The organism is Pseudomonas sp. GW822-FHT06B12 (assembly GCF_058799675.1).
In genome coordinates this window covers 406542-428402 of the sequence record NZ_JBXALR010000002.1, presented here as the reverse complement: position 1 = coordinate 428402, position 21861 = coordinate 406542, and the positions used below count along the sequence as shown (strand labels likewise).

Genomic DNA, 21861 nt, shown 5'->3' with positions numbered 1-21861 from the left:
GGGCATGCTCATTGACGTAATTCGGGTTTATGATGCCGGACGGCAGAATAATAGAAGTCCCCCCAGGGATGACCTCGACCCCTTACGGAGCGCGCAATGCAGACTTTGTACCCACAGATCAAACCTCACGCCCGGCACGATCTGGCTGTCGATGAAACACACACGCTATACGTCGACGAAAGCGGTTCGCCGGAAGGTTTGCCGGTGGTGTTCATTCACGGCGGCCCGGGGGCTGGTTGTGATGCACAGAGTCGGTGCTACTTCGATCCGAACCTGTACCGCATTGTTACCTTCGATCAGCGCGGTTGCGGTCGTTCTACCCCGCATGCCAGCCTGGAAAACAACACCACCTGGGATCTGGTCGCCGACCTTGAGCGAATTCGCCAGCACTTGGGCATCGAAAAATGGGTGCTGTTCGGCGGCTCCTGGGGTTCGACCCTGGCGTTGGCCTACGCGCAAACCCACCCTGAGCGTGTGCACGGTCTGATTCTGCGCGGGATTTTTCTCTGCCGTCCGCAGGAAATCGAATGGTTCTACCAGGCTGGCGCCAGCCGTCTGTTCCCGGATTACTGGCAGGACTACATCGCGCCGATCCCTGCGGATGAGCGCGACGACCTGCTCAATGCTTTCCACAAGCGCCTGACCGGCAACGACCAGATTGCCCAGATGCACGCGGCCAAGGCCTGGTCGACCTGGGAAGGCCGCACGGCCACCCTGCGTCCGAACCCGATGGTGGTCGAGCGCTTCTCCGAGCCGCAGCGCGCGTTGTCGATCGCCCGGATCGAATGCCACTACTTCACCAACAACGCTTTCCTTGAGCCGAACCAGTTGATTCGCGACATGGGCAAGATCGCCCATTTGCCGGGCGTCATCGTCCACGGCCGTTACGACGTGATCTGCCCGCTGGATAACGCCTGGGAACTGCATCAAGCCTGGCCGAACAGCGAACTGCAGGTGATCCGCGATGCCGGGCATGCGGCCTCCGAACCGGGCATCACCGATGCATTGGTGCGTGCGGCCAGCCGGATGGCCCGACGTTTGCTTGATTTGCCGCCTGAAGAAGCATGAAGGGCCTGTTACAGCGCGTGCGAGGCGCGCGCGTCGAAGTGGCGGGAGAAATTGTTGGCGCGGTAGACCAGGGTTTGCTGGTATTGGTGGCGGTTGAACCGGAAGACACTCGGGCCAGCGCCGACAAACTTTTGCATAAGCTGCTTAACTATCGGGTATTCAGTGATGCCGAGGGCAAGATGAATCTGTCCTTGGCCGATGTCGGCGGTGGTTTGCTGTTGGTCTCGCAGTTCACCCTGGCCGCCGATACCAAAAATGGTTTGCGTCCGAGCTTTTCTACCGCTGCCCCACCGGCACTGGGAGAAGAGCTTTTTGACTATATATTAGCCAAGGCGCAGCAGTTACATGGCAAAGTGGCATCAGGTAAATTTGGCGCGGACATGCAGGTGCATCTGGTCAATGATGGCCCGGTAACCTTCCTGTTACAGACCTGAAAGCCCCTGAAACATCTTTTCAGGCGTGTTTCGGTCAAAAACAGAGGTTTTTCGCGATAAATACTTTGTTACCCCTGATGCGTTGTAACGCGGCCTACTAGATAATCCCGCGCTACGGGGATCAGCGTTCGTTGGCCCATTTTTGACTTAGGTAGAGACTTGTCCGGAACCGTTTGGGGAATCATTTAGGCCCATCGGAGTCGGAACAATGCTCGCCAACCTGGCACATAGATAGCTAGCCGTTGGTTTTTTGATCTGTTTTCGGCGAGGGTTGCTCGTGATTGTTAGTCCCTGTAATGCACCAAAATTGTCTGCCAAACGGTTACGAAACGCACTGGTGACGGGCTCTGCCTTGCTTTGCCTGCTCAGCGCTGGCCAGCTTTGGGCATTCAATCTGGATGATGTGTCGGCTAAGGCAAAAGAAAAGGCCGGGCAAAAATACGAAGCCCCGCGCAGCAATCTGCCGAACGAATTCCGTGACATGAAATTCGCGGACTATCAGAAAATTCGTTTCCTGACCGAAAAAGCCGAATGGGCCGATCAGAAAACCCCGTTCAAGCTGTCGTTCTATCACCAGGGCATGCACTTCGACACGCCGGTGAAGATCAACGAAATCACTGCCAACAGCGTTGAAGAGATCAAGTACGACCCGAGTCGTTTCGATTTCGGCGACGTGAAGTTCGATCCTAAAGCCACCGAACAGCTGGGTTATGCGGGCTTTCGTGTGCTGTACCCGATCAACAAGGCCGACAAGCAAGACGAAATCATGACCATGCTCGGCGCGAGCTACTTCCGCGTCGTCGGTAAAGGCCACACCTATGGCCTGTCCGCGCGTGGCCTGGCGATCGACACTGCGCTGCCGTCCGGTGAAGAGTTTCCGCGTTTCACCGAGTTCTGGATTGCGCAACCCAAGCCGACCGACAAGCACCTGGTGATCTACGCCCTGCTGGACTCGCCGCGTGCCACCGGTGCCTATCGCCTGACCCTGCGTCCGGGCAGCGACACCATTGTCGACGTCAAGGCGCAGGTGTTCCTGCGCGACAAGGTCAGCAAACTGGGTATCGCTCCGCTGACCAGCATGTTCCTGTTCGGCGCCAACCAGCCGTCGAAAGTCCTCAACTACCGTCGTGAACTGCACGACTCCAGTGGTCTGTCGATCCATGCCGGCAACGGCGAGTGGATCTGGCGCCCGCTGAACAATCCGAAACATCTGGCCGTGAGCAATTTCTCGGTCGAGAACCCGCGTGGTTTCGGCCTGCTGCAACGTGGTCGTGATTTCAGCCACTACGAAGACCTCGATGACCGCTACGACAAGCGCCCAAGCGCCTGGATCGAGCCAAAAGGCGACTGGGGCAAAGGCACGGTCGACCTCGTAGAGATCCCGACTGCCGACGAAACCAACGACAACATCGTTGCGTTCTGGAGCCCGGAAAAACTGCCTGAGCCAGGTCAGCCGCTGGACTTCGCCTACCGTCTGCACTGGACCATCGACGAAGCAGCCCTGCATTCGCCGGACAGCGCCTGGGTTCAACAGACCCTGCGTTCCACCGGCGACGTGAAGCAGTCCAACCTGATCCGTCAGCCGGACGGTAGCGTTGCTTACCTGGTGGACTTCACTGGCCCGTCCCTCAAGGCCTTGCCAGAAGATGCGCCGGTTCGCAGCCAGGTGAGTGTGGGTGACAACGCCGAAGTGGTTGAAAACAGCGTGCGCTACAACCCTGAAACCCAGGGCTGGCGCCTGACGCTGCGCATGAAGATCAAGGATCCGGGCAAGTCCACCGAGATGCGTGCTGCGCTGGTCAAGGACATCGTAGTCCCTGAGCCGGTCAAGGTTCTGGTGGTGAACGCCAATTCTTCCGTTGCCAAGGCCGATAAAATCGCCGCCAGGCAGCAAGAGAAGCTCGACAAGAAAGACAAAGACGCCAAGCAGCCAGCCGCTGCCGAAGCAGCCCCTGCCATACCTCCTGCCTCGGATGCAGCCAAGACTGAACAAGTGCTGACCGAGACCTGGAGCTACCAGTTGCCAGCCGATGAGTAATTCCCAAGTACAGCCAGAGACTCTCAGCGAGTATCTGGCGCACCTGCCGATGACCGATGAGCAGCGCGCTACACTGGCGGGCTGCACATCCTTCAGCGAGCTGCATGAACGCCTGTCGTCGCAGGCTTTCGACGCGCCGAGCGAGGCTGCGCAAGCCTCGGTCGGCCGTCGGCTGACCCTCAACTCCGCCGAGGAGCTTGAAGAGGCCGAGATGCTGGCGCTCGACGCCAGCGGTCGTGTGTGCCTGAAGGCGACCCCACCGATTCGTCGGACCAAGGTCGTGCCCGAGCCATGGCGTACCAATATCCTGGTACGTGGCTGGCGTCGGCTGACCGGCCGCACCAATCCTCCGGCACCGCCGAAGGATGAGCGCGTGCTGCCGGCGGCTCGCTGGCGCACCGTCGGCTCGATCCGCCGCTACATTCTGCTGGTGTTGATGCTGGGCCAGACCATCGTCGCGGGCTGGTACATGAAAGGCATCATGCCGTACCAGGGTTGGTCGTTCGTCGATCTCAACGAAGTTTTACACCAGCCGCTGATCCAGACGGCGACGCAAGTGCTGCCGTATGCCTTGCAAACCAGCATCCTGATTCTGTTCGGGATTTTGTTCTGCTGGGTCTCGGCCGGTTTCTGGACTGCGCTGATGGGCTTCCTCGAGTTGCTCACCGGGCACGACAAGTACCGCATTTCCGGCGCGAGCGCCGGCAATGAGCCGATTGCCAAAGACGCGCGTACCGCATTGGTGATGCCGATCTGCAACGAAGACGTGCCGCGGGTGTTCGCCGGTTTGCGCGCGACCTTCGAGTCGGTCGCCGCCACCGGTGATCTGGACCGTTTCGACTTCTTCGTCCTCAGTGACAGTAACGACAGCGATATCTGCGTGGCCGAGCAGCAGGCCTGGCTGGACGTCTGCCGCGAAGCCAAGGGTTTTGGCAAGATCTTCTATCGCCGTCGCCGCCGTCGCGTAAAACGCAAAAGCGGTAACCTCGACGACTTCTGCCGTCGTTGGGGCGGTGATTACAAGTACATGGTCGTGCTCGACGCCGACAGCGTGATGAGTGGCGAATGCCTGACCAGTCTGGTGCGCTTGATGGAAGCCACGCCGGACGCCGGGATCATTCAGACCGCGCCACGTGCCTCGGGCATGGACACGCTGTATGCGCGCATGCAGCAGTTCGCCACCCGGGTATACGGCCCGCTGTTTACCGCCGGCCTGCACTTCTGGCAGTTGGGCGAATCCCACTACTGGGGCCACAACGCGATCATCCGCATGAAGCCGTTCATCGAGCACTGCGCCCTGGCGCCGTTGCCCGGTAAAGGTGCATTTGCAGGGGCGATCCTTTCCCACGACTTCGTTGAAGCCGCGCTGATGCGCCGTGCCGGCTGGGGCGTGTGGATTGCTTACGATCTGCCTGGCAGCTATGAAGAATTGCCGCCGAACCTGCTCGACGAACTCAAGCGTGACCGTCGCTGGTGCCACGGCAACCTGATGAACTTCCGGCTGTTCCTGGTCAAGGGCATGCACCCGGTACACCGTGCGGTGTTCCTGACCGGCGTGATGTCTTACCTGTCGGCACCCTTGTGGTTCTTCTTCCTGGTGCTGTCGACTGCGCTACTGGCGGTCAATACGCTGATGGAGCCGCAGTACTTCATGGAGCCGCGACAGCTTTATCCGCTGTGGCCACAATGGCATCCGGACAAGGCCGTTGCGTTGTTCTCGACGACCATCGTGCTGTTGTTCCTGCCGAAGTTGCTGAGCATCATCCTGATCTGGGCCAAGGGCGCGAAAGAGTTCGGTGGCAAGTTCAAGGTGACCCTGTCGATGCTGCTGGAGATGTTGTTCTCGATGCTGCTCGCGCCGGTGCGAATGATCTTCCACACCCGTTTCGTACTCGCCGCGTTCCTCGGCTGGGCTGCGACCTGGAACTCACCACAACGTGACGACGACTCCACGCCGTGGAGCGAAGCGGTGCGCCGCCATGGTCCGCAAACCTTGCTGGGCTTCTTCTGGGCTTTGCTGGTGATCTGGCTGAACCCGAGCTTCCTCTGGTGGCTGGTACCGATCGTCGGATCGCTGATGCTGTCGATCCCGGTGTCGGTGATCTCCAGCCGTGTGAAGCTGGGCCTCAAATCCCGTGACGAAAGCCTGTTCCTGATTCCCGAGGAATACGCGCCGCCACAGGCCTTGCTGGCGACCGATCAATACACCCACGAAAACCGTTGGCATGCGCTGAACGACGGCTTCATCCGTGCGGTGGTCGATCCGCAGCAGAATGCCCTGGCTTGTGCGCTGGCAACTTCGCGTCACGGTCAGGCCGAGCCGATCGAGTGGCTGCGTATCGAGCGGGTTCGCCACGCACTGAAAGCCGGCCCTGCCGGGTTGAACAACCATGAGCGCCTGCAGTTGCTGAGCGATCCTGTGGCACTGGGTCGCCTGCATGAGCAGGTTTGGAGCGAAAGCCACGCGCAGTGGCTGGATGCCTGGCGAGCGTCGGTGAAAGCCGATCCTCACGCACCGTTGTTGCCGCTCAAACCGCTGAGCGCACAGGCACAACCGGCCTGATGAAAAAGCCCCGCTTCTGAAAAGATGCGGGGCTTTTTCTTGGCGCATTGATCGTTCCAACGCTCTGCGTGGGAATGCATCCTGTGACGCTCTGCGTCACGCTTACGAAGGGACGCGGAGCGTCCCGGGCGGCATTCCCACGCTGGAGCATGGGAACGATCATCGGTAAAACAACAAATCCCCTACCACCCCCTTGTGCAAACGGACGAGTGCGTTAGCATCGCTCCCCTCTTTGGTGCGCCCGGACAACTTTCTGTCCGTAACTGTCGGTTTTCAAAAGGAAATCGGCTTTTTGCGCGCCTCACAACACTATGGGTTAGGGGAGTTGATGATGAAGAAGTATCTCTCGATGCTGCTGCTCGGCGTCACGGCACTGGTTGCCGTCAACGCGGCGCACGCCGGCGCCATCGACGACGCAGTCAAGCGCGGGACGCTAAAAGTCGGCATGGATCCGACCTACATGCCGTTCGAAATGACCAACAAGCGCGGCGAGATCATCGGTTTCGAAGTCGACATCCTCAAAGCCATGGCCAAGGCCATGGGGGTCAAGCTGGAGATGGTGTCCACCGGTTACGACGGGATCATCCCGGCGCTGATGACCGACAAGTTCGACATGATCGGCAGCGGCATGACCCTGACCCAGGAGCGCAATCTGCGTCTGAACTTCAGCGAACCGTTCATCGTGGTCGGCCAGACATTGCTGATCCGCAAAGACCTGGAAGGCACCATCACCTCCTATAAAGACCTGAACACCGCCGACTACCGCATCACCTCCAAGCTCGGTACCACCGGCGAAATGGTCGCGAAGAAGCTGATCTCCAAAGCCAAATACCACGGCTACGACAACGAGCAGGAAGCCGTGCTCGACGTGGTCAACGGCAAGGCTGACGCCTTCATCTACGACGCGCCTTACAACGTCGTGGCGGTGAACAAGGTCGGCAACGGCAAACTGGTGTTCCTCGACAAGCCGTTCACCTACGAGCCGCTGGCCTTCGGTCTGAAGAAGGGTGACTACGACAGCATCAACTTCATCAACAACTTCCTGCACCAGATCCACGAAGACGGCACCTACGATCGCATCCATGACAAGTGGTTCAAAGACACTGCTTGGCTCAAGGACATGGAATAAGGCTCGGTTGGATAGACCGCGTCGCCTCAATCGCGAGCAAGCTCGCTCCCACAGGATCTGCGCCGGACACAGATGTTGTGTTCACACCGATCCACTGTGGGAGCGAGCTTGCTCGCGATGACGGCCTCCCTGGCGACACAAACTTCGGAATTTTCAGACTCAATGAAACAGAAAAAAGCCCAATGGCCCTGGCACGTGTTGACCGTGCTGGTGCTGATCGGCATGGCTGGCGCGTTGTATTACGCCACCTCGCTGATGTCTTACGAATGGCGCTGGAACCGCGTGCCGCAGTACTTTGCCTATCACGCCGAAGAAACCCAGCGAGCCGCTGACATTTCCACCGTCAGCGAGCTGGTGCGCACAGGCGATAAGGCCGAAGTGACCCTGCGCAACGACGCCGGAGTCGAGCAGTACCTGAGCGTCGATGACAACAGCCTGCAAGTTACCCATGGCGACGATGTGGCGGAAGGCGATGTGGTCGGCGTAACCCGGCATTGGGCAGCAGGACCGCTGTTGTGGGGCCTGTGGACAACGTTGTGGCTGTCGCTGGTGTCGGGTGTGCTCGGGCTGCTGATTGGGCTGGCAACCGGCCTGTGCCGGCTGTCGAACAACCCGACCCTGCGCGACCTGTCGACCGTCTACATCGAACTGGTGCGTGGTACGCCACTGCTGGTGCAGATCTTCATTTTCTACTTCTTCATCGGCACGGTGCTCAACCTGTCCCGCGAATTTGCCGGGATCGCCGCACTGTCGCTGTTCACCGGTGCCTATGTGGCCGAGATCATTCGTTCTGGCGTGCAGTCGATTGCCCGTGGGCAGAACGAAGCCGCGCGCTCGCTGGGTTTGAGTGCCGGACAGTCGATGCGCCACGTGGTGTTGCCGCAAGCGTTCAAACGCGTGCTGCCGCCGTTGGCCGGGCAATTCATCAGTCTGGTCAAGGACACTTCGCTGGTGTCGGTGATCGCCATCACCGAGCTGCTCAAAAGCGGCCGTGAAGTCATCACCACCTCGTTCTCGCCGTTCGAAATCCTGTTCTGCGTGGCGGGTCTGTACCTGTTGATCAACCTGCCGCTGTCGAAAATCGCCAGCCGGCTTGAGCGGAGGCTCGCGCAAAGTGATTGAAGTCCGCGATCTGGTAAAAGTCTTCGACACCCGCGGCCAAGTGGTCCGTGCGGTGGACAACGTCACGACCCAAGTGGCCAAGGGCGAAGTGCTGGTGGTGATCGGCCCGTCGGGTTCCGGCAAATCGACCTTTCTGCGTTGCCTGAATGGGCTGGAAGCGTTCGACTCGGGCTCGGTAAGCATCGACGGTTTGCAACTGGCCGACCCGAAAACCGATGTGAATGCTTATCGCCGTGAAGTAGGGATGGTGTTCCAGCACTTCAATCTGTTCCCGCACATGACCGTGCTGGAGAACCTCTGCCTGGCGCAGAAAGTCGTGCGCAAGCGCGGCAAGCAGGAGCGTGAGGCCAAGGCCCTGGCGTTACTGGAAAAGGTTGGCATCGCGCAGAAGGCCAACGAGTTCCCTTCACGTCTCTCCGGTGGTCAACAGCAGCGAGTGGCGATTGCCCGGGCGCTGGCCATGGAACCGAAGGTCATGTTGTTCGATGAGCCGACTTCGGCGCTGGACCCGGAAATGGTCGGCGAAGTACTGGACGTGATGAAGACCCTGGCCGTGGAAGGCATGACCATGGTCTGCGTCACCCACGAAATGGGCTTTGCGCGGGAGGTGGCGGATCGGGTGTTGTTCTTCGATCACGGCAAACTGCTGGAAGACGCGGCGCCGGCCGAGTTCTTCGATGCCCCGAAGGACCCGCGAGCACAGGCGTTTTTGCGGCAGGTTCTGTAACTTCAGTGCCCGTCAGACCGCTATCGCGAGCAAGCTCGCTCCCACATTGTTCCTGTGTGAAGCACAAATAGTGCACACACCGAAAATCCACTGTGGGAGCGAGCTTGCTCGCGATGGCATCGCCTCGGTCCCGAGCGGACCGAGGCCTGTTTATCCCCTCAAACCTTGAACTTGCCCACCAGCATCTGCAGATGGGTGCCCAGCCGCGCCAGCTCGACGCTGGAGGCTGCGGTTTCCTCACTGGCGGCCGAGGTCTGGTCGGAGACGTCGCGCACGTTCAGCACGCTGCGGTTGATCTCTTCGGCTACGGCGCTTTGCTGTTCGGCGGCTGCGGCGATCTGCTGGTTCATTGCCTGAATCGCCGAGACGGTGCGGGTGATGTTTGACAGCGAGCCGCCGGCACGACGGGTCAGTTCGACGCTGCTTTCGCTCAGGCTGCGGCTGTTGTCCAGGGTGGTGGCAACCTGCTGAGTACCGCTTTGCAGGCCGACAATCAGTTCTTCGATCTCTTCGGTGGACTTCTGGGTGCGTTGCGCCAGGCTGCGCACTTCGTCGGCAACCACGGCGAAACCACGTCCGGCTTCACCGGCCCGTGCCGCCTCGATAGCGGCGTTGAGAGCCAGCAGGTTGGTTTGTTGGGCCACGGACTTGATCACATCCAGCACGCTGCCGATCTTGTCGCTCTCGCGCTTGAGATGGCCCATGGCGTCAGTGGAATTGCCCACTTCGGTCGCCAGACGTTCGATTTGAGCGATGGCTTCGCCGACCACCTTGTCGCCTTCGCGGGCCTGTTGGTCGGCGGCGACGGCGGCTTCCGAGGCTTCTTCGGCGTTGCGTGCAACTTCCTGAACCGTGGCGGCCATTTCATTCATGGCAGTGGCCACTTGATCGGTTTCAACCTTCTGGCTGTTGACCCCGGCGCTGGTCTGCTCGGTCACGGCGGAGAGCTCTTCGGCGGCGCTGGCGATCTGTGTCACGCCTTCGCTGATACCGCCGATCAGCTCGCGCAGGCCGACGGTCATGTTCTGCATGGCGCGTTGCAGCTGGCCGAGTTCGTCGCGACGCTGGGAAATGAGGTTGTGAGTCAGGTCGCCGGCGGCTATGCGCTCGGCGACTTTCAGGGTCTGGCTCAGCGGGATGACGATCTGTCGGGTGATGGCCCAGGCAGCAAGCAGGCCGAACGCCAGGGCCAGCGCGGTCACCAGCAGCAGGGTGTTTTTGGCGTGGGCGGCTTCGGTGTCACGCGTGGCAGTTTGCGTGGCGGTGAGTTTCTTGCTCAGGTCGAACAGCAGGTCGCCTTGCTGGGCCATGTCTTTGAGGGCGGTGGCGCTGGCCACTTGGGAGTCGCGATATTGGCTGACGGCCGCGCGGTAAGCAATCAGTGAGTCGGTGGCTTGTTGCAGGTTGGCGGTGTGTTGTTCCGGCAATTTTTCCGGCAGGGTCTTGAGGTACTTCAGGGCGTTGTCGATGGCATCCAGCGCCGGTTGTTCAGCCTCGACCTTGCCGCTGTAGGTGTAGCCGCGCACCTGGAAGCGTGCTTGCTGGATCAACTTGCTCAGCTCGATGACGCTGTTGAACTGGGCAATGTTGTCGCCTTGCAGCAGGGCTTTTTCGACTTCTGCCACGCGGGCTACGGCGTTGTCGGCAGTGGCGCCGAGTTTCGCGCGGGCGGCTTCGCGGTTGGCGGTGGCCTGGGTCATGTCGGCAAAGGCGTGTTTGTACTCGTTGACGGCTTCAATCTGCTGCTTGAGCATCGCCACATTAGCCGGTTGCACGATCATCTTGAGGGCGTTTTTCAGGCCCTCGTCAAGCTTGCCCAACAGGTCGCTGACCGCCGCCGGGCCTTGCTCGCCGCGGCGCATTTCGTAATCCAGGCGCGCAATGCGCAGGTCTTTGGTCAACTCATTGAGGCTGGAAATATAACCGAGCTTGTCACCGCGACTGATGATGCTGCTCATGCCCGTCCAGCCGTTCACGGTGGTCAGCAGGGTCAGGAGCAATACCAGGCCGAAGCCGATGCCAAGCTTGCGATTGACGCTCACATTTCCAAGGTGTTCGGCTAACCATCGGTACATGCTGCGGACTCCCTATGACCACTTTGATTGGATTTATAGAGAGAATATCGGCCGGTATGCGATTTTCTGTAGGAGCTGCCGAAGGCTGCGATCTTTTGATCTTGATCTGCGGATCATTTGAAAAGATCGCAGCCTACGCGCGCGTGGGGGCGGCGGGGGAGGTCTTAGAACAGGCGCGAAAGCAGGGCCGTGACGGCGGTTTCGACCCGCAGGATGCGGTCGCCGAGCTGTACCGGTTGCAGGCCGGCCTTGGTCAGCAGGTCGATTTCGTAGGGGATCCAGCCGCCTTCCGGGCCGATGGCCAGGGTCACCGGTTCGTCCAGCCCACGGGGGCAGGGCGGATAGTTGCCGGGGTGGCCGATCAGCCCGAGGGTGCCGTCGGCGATGGCTGGCAGGCGGTCTTCGACGAAGGGCTTGAAGCGTTTCTCGATGACGATCTCTGGCAGTACGCTGTCGCGGGCCTGTTCCAGACCGAGGATCAGTTGCTCGCGAATCGCCTCGGGCTCCAGGAACGGTGTCTGCCAGAAGCTCTTCTCGACCCGATAACTGTTCACCAGCACGATTCGCGGCACGCCCATGGCGGCCACTGTCTGGAACACTCTGCGCAGCATCTTCGGGCGCGGCAGGGCCAGCACCAGAGTCAGTGGCAGCTTGGCCGGTGGTGGCTGGTCGAGGGTGACGCGCAGTTCGGCTTCGGTGGCTTCCAGGCGCAGCACTTCGGCTGAGCCCATCAATCCGCCAATCCGCCCGACCCGCATGCTGTCGCCGACTTCACAGCGGTGGACTTCCTGCATATGGGTCAAGCGCCGATCGCGCAGGATCACCCGGTCAGCCGCAATGAAGTCAGCCTCTTCGAGGAGCAGCAGGTTCACGGTTGAGTCGCTGGCGGCTGGTCGTTGTGATCGTCTGCCGGTTGCTCATCCGCCGGTTTTTCGCGTTTGCTGACCAGGCTGCCAAACAGGATGCCGATCTCGAACAACAGCCACATCGGCACGGCCAGCAGGGTCTGCGAGAAGATGTCCGGCGGGGTCAGAATCATACCGACCACGAAGCAGCCGATGACCACGTATGGACGGATTTTCTTCAGGTATTTGACGTCGACCACGCCGATCCATACCAGCAGCACCACGGCCACCGGGATTTCGAACGCCACGCCGAAGGCGAAGAACAGCGTCATGACGAAATCCAGGTAACTGGTGATGTCGGTCATCATTTCCACGCCCGCCGGAGTGGCCGAGGCGAAGAACTTGAAGATCAGCGGGAACACCAGAAAGTAGGCGAACGCCATGCCGGTATAGAACAGCAGAATGCTGGAGACCAGCAGCGGCACCGCGATGCGCTTCTCATGCTTGTAAAGGCCCGGCGCGATGAAGCCCCAGATCTGATGCAGGATCACCGGGATCGCCAGGAACAGCGAGACCATCATGGTCAGCTTCAACGGCGTCAGGAACGGCGAGGACACGTCGGTGGCGATCATCGTCGCGCCGGCCGGCAAGTACTGGCGCAGCGGTATCGAGACGAAGGTGTAGATCTGCTGGGTGAAAGCAAACAGCCCGGCGAAGATCAGGAAGATCGCCGCGACGCAGCGCAGCAGGCGAGTGCGCAACTCGGTGAGGTGCGAAACCAGCGGCATATGCTGGTCGTTCTCTGGAATATCGCTCATGGGGCTCGCGGCGGCAGTGTTGGATCGTGGGGGGCTGGCGCAGTGGTTGCCGCCGCAGGAGTAACAGGTGCTGCCGGTGGGGCGGCAACGACCGCTGGAGGCGGTTCAACCGGTGTTACAACAGGCGCAGTTTCAGCAACAGGTGCAGGCGCGGGAATCGTCTGCTCAGCCACCGTTTCGACCGGCGTCGGCTGTTGCTGGGTTGGCGAGAGGATTTTGCGCGCCTCTTGCTCCAGCGACAGAATGTGCTCGTTGTGCAGTTGTCGACGAATCTCGTCGGCACCGATTTCACGTTCAACTTCCGTTTTGATCGCATTGAAGCTGCGCTTCAGGCGTCCGATCCACAGACCGGCAGTGCGCGCAGCACCCGGCAGACGCTCGGGGCCCAGCACCAGCAGGGCAACGAGGCCGACGAGCAGCAGTTCAGAGAAGCTGATACCGAACATTAGTCTGTGCTCACGAGTCTTTGCGGGTCGGCTCTTCGACTTTATGGGCCTGCACGTCGATGGTGTGCGGCTCGTTCAGTGTCGTGGCCTGTGGCTGCACCGGCGACGCTGGCTGCGCGGCGGTCGGCGGAACTGTCGGCTCGGCAGGCTTTTCTTCGTCGTTCATGGCTTTGCGAAAGCCCTTGATCGTTTCGCCGACGTCAGTGCCGAGGTTTTTCAGTTTCTTGGTGCCGAAAACCAGTACCACAACAATCAGGATGACGATCCAGTGTTTCCAGTCAAAAATGCCCATGTTGCTGTTCCTCTCTAATAGTTATTCAAGCGGTCGGGCGCGAGGCTTTCTCGACGTGTCCGGACAGGCCGAAGCGGCGGTCCAGTTCATCGAGCACTGCCTGCGGATGCTGCCCCAGTTGGGCGAGCATGACCATACTATGGAACCACAAGTCAGCGGTTTCGTAGATTACATCACTGCAATCTCCGCTGATGGCGGCGTCTTTGGCGGCAATGATGGTCTCGACCGACTCTTCGCCGACCTTTTCCAGAATCTTGTTCAAGCCCTTGTGGTAAAGGCTGGCGACATAGGAGCTGTCGGCGGCAGCGCCTTTACGCTCTTCCAGCACTTGGGCCAGACGGGTCAGGGTGTCAGTCATGTTTGTGGTCCGAATAAATGGCGTGCGGGTCTTTCAAGACCGGGTCGACGGTTTTCCAGTCGCCGTTCTCATAGACGCGGTAGAAGCAGCTTTGACGGCCGGTATGACAGGCGATGTCGCCGATTTGCTCGACCATCAGAATGATGACGTCGGCGTCACAGTCCAGGCGCATCTCATGCAGGGTTTGCACGTGCCCGGACTCTTCGCCCTTGCGCCACAGTTTGCCGCGCGAACGTGACCAGTAAATGGCGCGGTTCTCGGCGGCGGTCAGTTCCAGCGCTTCGCGGTTCATCCAGGCCATCATCAGCACGCGCCCGGTTTTGTGATCCTGGGCGATCGCCGGCACCAGGCCGTCGCTGTCCCATTTGATCTCGTCCAGCCAATCTTTCATCTTCGACTCCGACAGTGGGCTCGACACTTCAGTAGTGGAGCCCTGGCGTTGAAACAGTGTGCCAGTCTGCGGGGGCTCTGGCTATCGGCGAACGATCAGATACAAGCCTACGGCCACCATGATTGCGCCGGGCCAATGGCCGAGTCCGTCCAGGGGACCGCCGGCCAGCAGGATCGCGCCGCCCGCCAGATGTGCGGTGCCGAGCAGGCGCAGGAACCAGTCGTCCGAGCGACGGTGCCAGGCCGGTGGCGGGTTTATGACGTGGGGCTGTGACATGCGCTCGAGCAGGTCGCGGGTCATGTTGGCCAGGTGCGGCAGTTGTTCGACCTGATTGTGCAGGTTGCCCAGCAAGGTTTTCGGGCTGACGCGGTCGCGCATCCAGCGTTCGAGGAACGGTTGCGCGGTGTTCCACAGGTCGAGGTCCGGGTACAGCTGACGACCCAGGCCTTCGATGTTGAGCAGGGTTTTTTGCAGCAGCACCAGCTGCGGCTGCACTTCCATGTTGAAGCGTCGGGCGGTCTGGAACAGGCGCATCAGCACTTGACCGAAGGAAATATCTTTTAACGGTTTTTCGAAGATCGGCTCGCACACCGTACGGATTGCCGCTTCGAATTCGTTGAGCTTGGTCTCCGCTGGCACCCAGCCCGAATCGATGTGCAACTGGGCCACGCGACGGTAGTCACGCTTGAAAAACGCGAACAGGTTGCGCGCCAGATAGTCCTGGTCCTCAGGTGTCAGGCTGCCGACGATCCCGCAGTCGATCGCAATGTATTGCGGGCTCCACGGCTGCACGGTGCTGACGAAGATGTTGCCGGGGTGCATGTCGGCGTGGAAGAAACTGTCGCGGAACACCTGGGTGAAGAAGATCTCCACGCCACGTTCAGCGAGCATTTTCATGTCGGTGCGCTGGTCGGCGAGGGTCGCCAGGTCCGTGACCTGAATCCCGTAGATACGCTCCATCACCAACACTTTTGGCCGGCACCAGTCCCAGTAGACTTGTGGCACGTACAGCAGCGGCGAGCCGTCGAAGTTGCGTCTCAGCTGGCTGGCGTTAGCCGCTTCGCGTAGCAGGTCGAGTTCGTCGAAGATGGTCTTTTCGTAGTCGCTGACCACGTCCACCGGGTGCAGCAGGCGCGCATCGGCAGAAAGTTTTTCCGCCGCGCGGGCGAGGATGAACAGCCAGGCCAGGTCTTGCGCGATGACCGGCTTGAGGCCCGGGCGGATGACCTTGACCACCACTTCTTCGCCGCTTTTGAGCTGCGCCGCATGGACCTGCGCCACTGAAGCCGAGGCCAGCGGCTCGATGTCGAATCGGCTGAACACATCGCTGATCTTCTTGCCCAGCTGTTCTTCGATCAGCTTGACCGCTACTTGCGAGTCAAACGGCGGCACACGGTCCTGCAACAGCATCAGCTCATCGGCGATGTCTTCGGGCAGCAAGTCGCGGCGGGTGGAAAGAATCTGCCCGAACTTGATGAAAATCGGCCCCAGGTCCTGCAAGGCCAGCCGCAAACGCGCGCCCCGGCTCAGGTCCAGGGTTTTGCGTGGGAACCAGCGCCACGGCAGCGCATAACGCAGTGCCAGCAGGAACCACGGCAGTGGCAGGGCGAACAGCAGGTCATCGAGGCGGTAGCGGATCACGACGCGCTGGATGCGCAACAAACGGCGGACGGCAAGCAGCTTCATGCGTTATCGCTTGAATCAAGGGATCGGGAAAGACGCTCGAAGCGCGCCTCAAGACGTTCCAGATCGAGTTTGATCTGGTCCAGTTCATTAAACCGCGCTTCGGCTTCGTGCTGGCCGACGAGGGCGCGCGATTCTTCGGCGAGGTATTCGGCAAGATTCTGGTTCAGGCTGGCGAAACCTTGTTGATACCAGCGTGCGCGGCTACGCAAGTGACCGCCAAGCAATTGCGTGGCGACCGGGCCGAGCCAGCGCGAGAGTTCGTATTCCCAGTCCAGCTCCAGGTCCTGGAGGACTGACGCCAGCGCCAGCAGCACGCCGCTGTCGCCGTCGAGTTCAACTTCAGGGCCATGCAGGACCGACGGTTTGTCCTTGCTTACGGCAAGCGCAAGCAGGCTCGATGCCGGCGCACGCAAGGTGCAATCGGCATCCGCGGCCCAGTGCGCCGCCAGCATCAGGCCTTCATCGCTGGGCAGAATGAACATCTGCAATGCCGGACTGCGGCAATCGACGGCAATCACCTTGCCGTTCAAATGCGCCAGGCGCGGCAGCGCCGTGCTGTCGAGTCGCAGTACCCGGTTGAGGCCGAGTTCGACACTGGCGAGCAGGCCTGCGAGCAACATCAGGGCTTGATGCCACGGTGCAGGGCGACGATGCCTGCGGTCATGTTGTGGTAGGTCACGCGGTCGAAACCGGCTTCAACCATCATCGACTTCAGGGTTTCCTGGTTCGGGTGCATGCGGATCGATTCGGCCAGGTAGCGATAGCTTTCCGAGTCATTGGTGATCAACTTGCCCATCAACGGCATGAAGGCGAACGAGTAGGCATCGTAGGCCTTGGACATCAGCGCGTTGGTCGGCTTGGAGAACTCCAGCACCAGCAAACGACCGCCCGGCTTGAGCACCCGCAGCATGGAGCGCAGGGCGTCTTCCTTGTGGGTGACGTTGCGCAGGCCGAACGCGATGGTCACGCAGTCGAAGTGGTTGTCCGGGAACGGCAGCTTTTCAGCGTCGGCCTGAACGAACTCGACATTGCCTGCCACGCCCAGATCCAGCAGGCGGTCACGACCGACCTTGAGCATGGATTCGTTGATGTCGGCGAGCACCACCTGGCCGGTCGGGCCTACCAGGTGCGAGAACTTTCTGGTCAGGTCGCCAGTGCCGCCGGCGATGTCCAGCACTCGGTTACCGGTGCGAACGCCGGACAGTTCGATCGCGAAACGTTTCCACAGGCGGTGCATGCCGCCCGACAGGAGGTCGTTCATCAGGTCGTATTTGGCGGCTACCGAGTGGAAAACCTCAGCGACTTTTTCCGCTTTCTGGCTTTCCGGAACGTTTTTGAAGCCGAAGTGAGTGGTGGGTTCGGCATCGCTGCCTTTGCGCTGATCAGTCATATCGCTGTCACCAAAAGAGAATGCGCGACATTCTAATCCCGCAGGCATGCTTTGTCTTGGCAAGGCTGAAGGTAAGATAGGCAACCGCCCGGACGTTTTGACGCAGCAGGGGTCAGAATGTTGGAGGCAAGTCCCGATAAAACAGGAGTCATTCAGTGGCCCATATCAGTGTTGAACGTACCCATGGCCTGGGTAAGGAAGCAGCCCGTGAGAAGGCTGACAAACTGGCAGAAAAACTGGCCGCGCAATATGGTCTGGTACCTCAATGGTCGGGCGACACCCTGAATCTCAAGCGTTCCGGGGTCAAAGGTGCGGTGTATGTGGGCGACACCTCGATCAAGATTGATGTCGAACTCGGTCTGTTGATGTCGGCAATGAGTGGCACCATCAAGTCGGAAATCGAAAGAGCCCTCGATAAGGCATTGGTCTGATTTGCGCTTTTCATGTGGGAGCGAGCTTGCTCGCGATGGCGGAGTGTCAGTCAGCATCAATGTCGAATGATGAACAGCTATCGCGAGCAAGCTCGCTCCCACAGTAGTACTGCGTCATCCGCGTTTTTTGTGTCAGTTGTTAGGGTGCCGTTTCTAATTTTTCTCACTACTTTGTGCCTGAGCCCGACGCTTGACGGGCAGTTCCTCAAACCTTCTGCGCGTGAGGTGCACCATGGCCAAAGTTACTTTGAAGAAAAAAACTGACGTTCAGCCGACTGCGGTGAGCGAAGTGAAATCCTATGCCCGCAAGATCTGGCTGGCAGGCCTGGGTGCCTACACCAAGGTCGGTCAGGAAGGCAGCGAGTACTTTCAGGAGTTGATCAAGGCTGGTCAAACTGTTGAAAAGAAAGGCAAAAAGGTAGTTGTCGAGAAGCTTGAAGCGGCCAATGCCGAGATTGATGAAGCCAAGAGCGAAGTCAGTACTTTCAAAGACAAAGTCGAGGCTCAACTCGACAAGGTCGAGAAAGCTTTCGACACGCGTGTCGCAAGTGCCTTGAATCGTATCGGCATTCCGTCTAAACATGACGTTGAGACACTCTCTGCTAAGCTCGATGAGCTGACGGCATTGCTCGAACGCGTCGCGCGTAAATCTTAAGGAGAACGGGATGGCTGGTAAAAAGAACACCGAGAAAGAAGGCAGCTCGTGGATTGGGAAAGTCGAAGACTACTCCCGCAAAATCTGGCTTGCTGGTTTAGGCGTGTACTCGAAGATCGACACTGACGGCAGCAAACTCTTCGAGTCATTGGTTAAGGATGGCGAGAAAGCCGAGAAGCTCACCAAGAGCGCTGTCGGCAAAACAGTCGATGCTGCCAAAGACTCCGCTCAATCGGCCAGGTCGCGTATCAGCGGTGTCAAAGATCGCGCGCTGGGCAAGTGGGACGAACTGGAAGGGGCTTTCGACAAGCGCCTGAACAGCGCCATTTCGCGTCTTGGCGTGCCAAGCCGCAATGAAGTCAAAGCGCTGCACAGCAAGGTCGATACCCTGACCAAGCAAATCGAAAAACTCACCGGTGCCAAGGTTGCGCCTGTTGCGGCTAAAACCGCAGCAGCCAAACCTGCTGCTAAAACTGCCGCCAAACCACTGGTCAAAGCTGCCGCTAAACCGGCTGCCAAACCAGCGGCTAAAGCGCCAGCCAAGCCAGCAGCGAAAACCGCGGCAGCCAAACCGGCTGCTGCAAAAGCCGCCGCCAAGCCTGCTGCCGCGAAGAAGCCGGCAGTCAAGAAGCCTGCAGTTGCGAAAGCCGCCGCACCGAAACCCGCAGTGGCCGCCGCCAAACCGGCAGCACCGGTCAGCCCGGCGAACTCCGCCGCGGCGCCAACCCCTGCCGTGACCCCGACTGTAACGCCAGCACCATCGGCGCCATCCAGTCAGTCCTGATTAACCCAGGACACGCAAAAACGCCCGGCCTGCGAAGGTCGGGCGTTTTTGTTTGTACTGAATGCATTCTCGAAAACACCAAAGAACCAATGTGGGAGCGAGCCTGCTCGCGATGGGGTCATCACATTCAACACTGATGTTGACTGTTGGATCGCTATCGCGAGCAGGCTCGCTCCCACACTGGATTTTCGTCGTATGGAGGCTGTGCTAGTCGTGCTCTTCCAGATACTGCAACGCCAACTGCTCGGTCGCGAGTTTCGCCGGTGGCAGCAGGTGCGGCGCCACCAGCATCATGATCTGGTAGACCACCACTCGCACTTCGCCTTCGCGATCGAGAATCCGCTGATAGTCCAGGGAAAACAGCAAGGTCATGGTGATCTGTTCCACCAGTTGCCCGAGTGCCTGGGTATCGCTGACCAGCTGCCCCTGAGCCTTCAACTGGGCCAGTAACGAGGCCAGTGTGCGCTTGAGGGAATTGAGCAGATTACGGATGCCCTTGGCCAGTTTCGGCAAGCGTCCGGCCAGGTTCGACAGGTCCTGGAACAGGAAGCGGTAGTGCGCCAGGCGTTCGACGATCAGGTGCAGGAACAGCCAGTAATCTTCCGGTGCCAGTCGCACGTCCGACGGTGGGTCGAGCAGCGGCGTCAATTCGCTTTGAAAACGCTCGAACAGTCCGAGAATCAGCGGCTCCTTACCGTGAAAATGGTAGTAGAGGTTGCCGGGGCTGATCCCCAACTCATTGGCAACTTCCATGGTGGAAACATTCGGCTCGCCCTTTTGATTGAACAGCAGCAAGGCGCATTCAAGAATCCGGTCGCGGGTTTTCATCCAGTCTTCTTAGTGATTCGTCAGGCCACGGCCGACACTTGCGGCCGTGGCACGGGGAGAGTTCAGCGTACGCGCACGTAAGTGCCTGGCGCCGCCTCCATCGGTGGATAGTTCTGGTTGCCGAGGGCCATCAGGGTTTCGCGCTGAGTGCCGGAACGTTCCTGAATCCAGCCCAGCCATTGGGTCCACCAACTACCGTCGACATGTTTGGCGTCGTAGTACCAGGCCCGTGGATCGCTGCTCAGTTTCGGGTTGTCGACATAGTTGGCCTTGGGGTTGCTCGGTGGATTGAGAATGCTCTGCACGTGACCACTGTTGGACAGCACGAAGCGTCGTTCACCCCCCAGCAGCAGTGTCGAGCGGTACACCGCGTCCCAAGGCGTGATGTGATCGTTGATCCCGGCGACGCTAAAGCTGTCGACGTTGACCTTCTGCAAGTCGATCGGCGTGCCGCAGACCTCCAGTCCGCCAGGATGGGTCAACGGGTTGTGCTTGAAGAAATCCAGCAGGTCGCCGTGAAAGGCTGCAGGCAGGCGAGTGTTGTCGTTGTTCCAGTAGAGAATGTCGAACGCTGGCGGCTCTTTGCCCAACAGGTAGTTGTTGACCCAGTAGTTCCAGATCAGGTCGTTGGGGCGCATCCAGGCAAAGACCTTGGCCATGTCGCGGCCTTCGAGCACGCCTTTTTGATAGGAGCGACGCTTGGCCGCCTCCAGGGTCTGCTCGTCGGCGAACAGGGTCGCCGGGCTTTCCAGTTGACTGTCGAGCAGGCTGACCAGATAGGTCGCGCTGGCGACCCGCCGCAGTTGTCGTTTGGCTTGCAGATGTCCTTGCAAGGCGGCGATGGTCAGGCCCCCGGCGCAGGCGCCCATCAGGTTGACCTCGCGGCTGCCGGTGATCGCCCGGCAGACATTCAGCGCCTCTTCCACCGCTTCGACATAACTCGACAGGCCCCATTCGCGATGGCGCACATCCGGGTTGCGCCAGCTGACCATGAATACTTGCAGGCCGTGCTTCAGCGCAAACTGGACGAAGCTGTTGTGCGGGCTCAAGTCGAAAATGTAGTACTTGTTGATCTGCGGCGGCACCACGAGCAGCGGTTTGGCGTACTGCTTTTCGCTCATCGGCTTGTACTGGATCAACTCCAGCAATTCGTTGCGAAACACCACCGCGCCGGTGGTGGTGGCAACCGTTTTGCCGACCTCGAAAGCATGCTTGGTGACCTGGCTGGGCAGGCCGTTGTTGTGCATCAGGTCGTCGAACAGATGGCTGAGACCACGCACCAGACTCTGGCCGCCAGAGTTGAACAGCTCCTTGACCGCCAGCGGGTTGAGCAAGGTATTGGAAGGCGAGACTGCATCGTTGAGCAGGGTAAAGACAAATTGCGCGCGTGCACGGTCATCCGCGGACATGCCGCTTTCATCGATCCATTTTTTGACCTGTTTCTGCCAGCTCAAGTAGGCCTGAAGACCGCGCCGGTAAAACGGATTGAGGGTCCAGCTCGGGTCGGCGAAGCGGCTGTCCGAAGGGTTGGGCTGGTGCAGGGTTTCGCCCAGTAGCACCCGGCCCAGTTGCCCGCCCAATGCCAGCGCGTGTTTGGCACTCTGTACCGGGTGGCGCAAGCCATGGGCGGCGACGCTGCGCAGAGTCGAGAGCAGGTCCTGGCCGCGCAGACCGGTGATCGCACTCTGAGCATTGATGAATGCGGCGGGTGGGGGAAAGGCGCCCGGCGCTTTTTTGTCTCGCATGAGTCAACACTCCTTCGTCAAGCCATCAACAAGTAC

At 59.8% G+C, this 21861-nt stretch carries 22 protein-coding genes and 1 pseudogene; 10 read left to right on the top strand and 13 right to left on the bottom strand.

Translation table 11 applies throughout. The annotated features are described in order from the left end of the window. Positions 1 to 96: 96 nt before the first annotated feature. The 7 genes from pip (at position 97) to AC1RKH_RS06580 (ending at position 9081) form a co-directional block, all read left to right on the top strand. A complete protein-coding gene (pip, locus tag AC1RKH_RS06610; RefSeq protein ID WP_123423972.1) occupies positions 97 to 1068 on the top strand; it encodes a prolyl aminopeptidase in 972 nt (323 codons plus the stop codon). Further along, positions 1065 to 1502, top strand: a complete 438-nt coding sequence (gene dtd, locus AC1RKH_RS06605) for a D-aminoacyl-tRNA deacylase (protein ID WP_493061987.1) — start codon at positions 1065 to 1067, stop codon at positions 1500 to 1502. Before pip ends, dtd begins: the two co-directional genes overlap by 4 nt. A gap of 277 nt (positions 1503 to 1779) precedes the next feature. Then, positions 1780 to 3540, top strand: coding sequence for a glucan biosynthesis protein G (locus tag AC1RKH_RS06600; protein WP_493061988.1), 1761 nt, complete (start codon positions 1780 to 1782; stop codon positions 3538 to 3540). Continuing rightward, positions 3533 to 6103, top strand: coding sequence for a glucans biosynthesis glucosyltransferase MdoH (gene mdoH / locus AC1RKH_RS06595; protein WP_493061989.1), 2571 nt, complete (start codon positions 3533 to 3535; stop codon positions 6101 to 6103). The genes AC1RKH_RS06600 and mdoH overlap by 8 nt, the downstream gene beginning before the upstream one ends. A gap of 331 nt (positions 6104 to 6434) precedes the next feature. Then, positions 6435 to 7232, top strand: a complete 798-nt coding sequence (locus tag AC1RKH_RS06590; protein ID WP_493061990.1) for a transporter substrate-binding domain-containing protein — start codon at positions 6435 to 6437, stop codon at positions 7230 to 7232. 162 nt (positions 7233 to 7394) lie between these two features. Next, complete coding sequence (locus AC1RKH_RS06585; protein ID WP_493061991.1) at positions 7395 to 8354, top strand: amino acid ABC transporter permease; 960 nt, start codon at positions 7395 to 7397, stop codon at positions 8352 to 8354. Continuing rightward, complete coding sequence (locus tag AC1RKH_RS06580; RefSeq protein ID WP_493061992.1) at positions 8347 to 9081, top strand: amino acid ABC transporter ATP-binding protein; 735 nt, start codon at positions 8347 to 8349, stop codon at positions 9079 to 9081. Before AC1RKH_RS06585 ends, AC1RKH_RS06580 begins: the two co-directional genes overlap by 8 nt. 158 nt (positions 9082 to 9239) lie before the next feature. Here AC1RKH_RS06580 and AC1RKH_RS06575 read toward each other — a convergent pair whose 3' ends face one another. The 11 genes and pseudogenes from AC1RKH_RS06575 to ubiE form a co-directional block, all read right to left on the bottom strand. Then, positions 9240 to 9953: a methyl-accepting chemotaxis protein gene (locus AC1RKH_RS06575; protein ID WP_493184042.1), complete on the bottom strand. Its 714-nt coding sequence runs from the start codon at positions 9951 to 9953 to the stop codon at positions 9240 to 9242. Positions 9954 to 10097: 144 nt separating this feature from the next. Next, positions 10098 to 11039, bottom strand: a pseudogene (locus AC1RKH_RS06570) (methyl-accepting chemotaxis protein); the annotation flags it as partial. Between the two features lie 281 nt (positions 11040 to 11320). After that, a complete protein-coding gene (locus tag AC1RKH_RS06565; protein WP_493061993.1) occupies positions 11321 to 12028 on the bottom strand; it encodes a 16S rRNA (uracil(1498)-N(3))-methyltransferase in 708 nt (235 codons plus the stop codon). Beyond that, positions 12025 to 12819: a twin-arginine translocase subunit TatC gene (gene tatC, locus AC1RKH_RS06560; RefSeq protein WP_493061994.1), complete on the bottom strand. Its 795-nt coding sequence runs from the start codon at positions 12817 to 12819 to the stop codon at positions 12025 to 12027. Before tatC ends, AC1RKH_RS06565 begins: the two co-directional genes overlap by 4 nt. Continuing rightward, positions 12816 to 13265, bottom strand: coding sequence for a Sec-independent protein translocase protein TatB (gene tatB, locus AC1RKH_RS06555; protein ID WP_493061995.1), 450 nt, complete (start codon positions 13263 to 13265; stop codon positions 12816 to 12818). Before tatB ends, tatC begins: the two co-directional genes overlap by 4 nt. 10 nt (positions 13266 to 13275) lie before the next feature. Next, complete coding sequence (locus AC1RKH_RS06550; protein ID WP_123423961.1) at positions 13276 to 13557, bottom strand: twin-arginine translocase TatA/TatE family subunit; 282 nt, start codon at positions 13555 to 13557, stop codon at positions 13276 to 13278. Between the two features lie 25 nt (positions 13558 to 13582). Further along, on the bottom strand, positions 13583 to 13915 hold the full coding sequence (locus AC1RKH_RS06545) for a phosphoribosyl-ATP diphosphatase (RefSeq protein ID WP_123423960.1): 333 nt from the start codon (positions 13913 to 13915) through the stop codon (positions 13583 to 13585). Further along, on the bottom strand, positions 13908 to 14306 hold the full coding sequence (gene hisI / locus AC1RKH_RS06540; protein ID WP_054595207.1) for a phosphoribosyl-AMP cyclohydrolase: 399 nt from the start codon (positions 14304 to 14306) through the stop codon (positions 13908 to 13910). Before hisI ends, AC1RKH_RS06545 begins: the two co-directional genes overlap by 8 nt. A gap of 81 nt (positions 14307 to 14387) precedes the next feature. Beyond that, positions 14388 to 15992 (bottom strand): ubiquinone biosynthesis regulatory protein kinase UbiB, encoded by a 1605-nt coding sequence (ubiB, locus tag AC1RKH_RS06535; RefSeq protein WP_493061996.1) that lies wholly within the window; start codon positions 15990 to 15992, stop codon positions 14388 to 14390. After that, positions 15989 to 16612, bottom strand: a complete 624-nt coding sequence (locus tag AC1RKH_RS06530; protein ID WP_493061997.1) for a ubiquinone biosynthesis accessory factor UbiJ — start codon at positions 16610 to 16612, stop codon at positions 15989 to 15991. The genes ubiB and AC1RKH_RS06530 overlap by 4 nt, the downstream gene beginning before the upstream one ends. Continuing rightward, positions 16612 to 17382 carry a bifunctional demethylmenaquinone methyltransferase/2-methoxy-6-polyprenyl-1,4-benzoquinol methylase UbiE gene (ubiE, locus tag AC1RKH_RS06525; RefSeq protein WP_007989286.1) on the bottom strand — a complete coding sequence of 257 codons (771 nt, stop codon included), beginning with the start codon at positions 17380 to 17382 and terminating at the stop codon, positions 16612 to 16614. The genes AC1RKH_RS06530 and ubiE overlap by 1 nt, the downstream gene beginning before the upstream one ends. Positions 17383 to 17537: 155 nt before the next feature. Here ubiE and AC1RKH_RS06520 point away from each other — a divergent pair, with 155 nt between their 5' ends. The 3 genes from AC1RKH_RS06520 (at position 17538) to AC1RKH_RS06510 (ending at position 19252) form a co-directional block, all read left to right on the top strand. Beyond that, complete coding sequence (locus AC1RKH_RS06520; RefSeq protein WP_493061998.1) at positions 17538 to 17813, top strand: polyhydroxyalkanoic acid system family protein; 276 nt, start codon at positions 17538 to 17540, stop codon at positions 17811 to 17813. Between the two features lie 232 nt (positions 17814 to 18045). Next, entirely contained in the window at positions 18046 to 18468 is a 423-nt protein-coding gene (locus AC1RKH_RS06515; protein WP_123423956.1) for a phasin family protein, read from the top strand. A gap of 10 nt (positions 18469 to 18478) precedes the next feature. Beyond that, positions 18479 to 19252 carry a phasin family protein gene (locus AC1RKH_RS06510; protein WP_493061999.1) on the top strand — a complete coding sequence of 258 codons (774 nt, stop codon included), beginning with the start codon at positions 18479 to 18481 and terminating at the stop codon, positions 19250 to 19252. Positions 19253 to 19459: 207 nt separating this feature from the next. Here AC1RKH_RS06510 and AC1RKH_RS06505 read toward each other — a convergent pair whose 3' ends face one another. Both AC1RKH_RS06505 and phaC read right to left on the bottom strand, forming a co-directional pair. Next, positions 19460 to 20080, bottom strand: coding sequence for a TetR/AcrR family transcriptional regulator (locus tag AC1RKH_RS06505; RefSeq protein ID WP_493062000.1), 621 nt, complete (start codon positions 20078 to 20080; stop codon positions 19460 to 19462). Positions 20081 to 20142: 62 nt separating this feature from the next. Next, positions 20143 to 21825 (bottom strand): class II poly(R)-hydroxyalkanoic acid synthase, encoded by a 1683-nt coding sequence (gene phaC, locus AC1RKH_RS06500; protein WP_493062001.1) that lies wholly within the window; start codon positions 21823 to 21825, stop codon positions 20143 to 20145. Between the last annotated feature and the right edge of the window lie 36 nt (positions 21826 to 21861).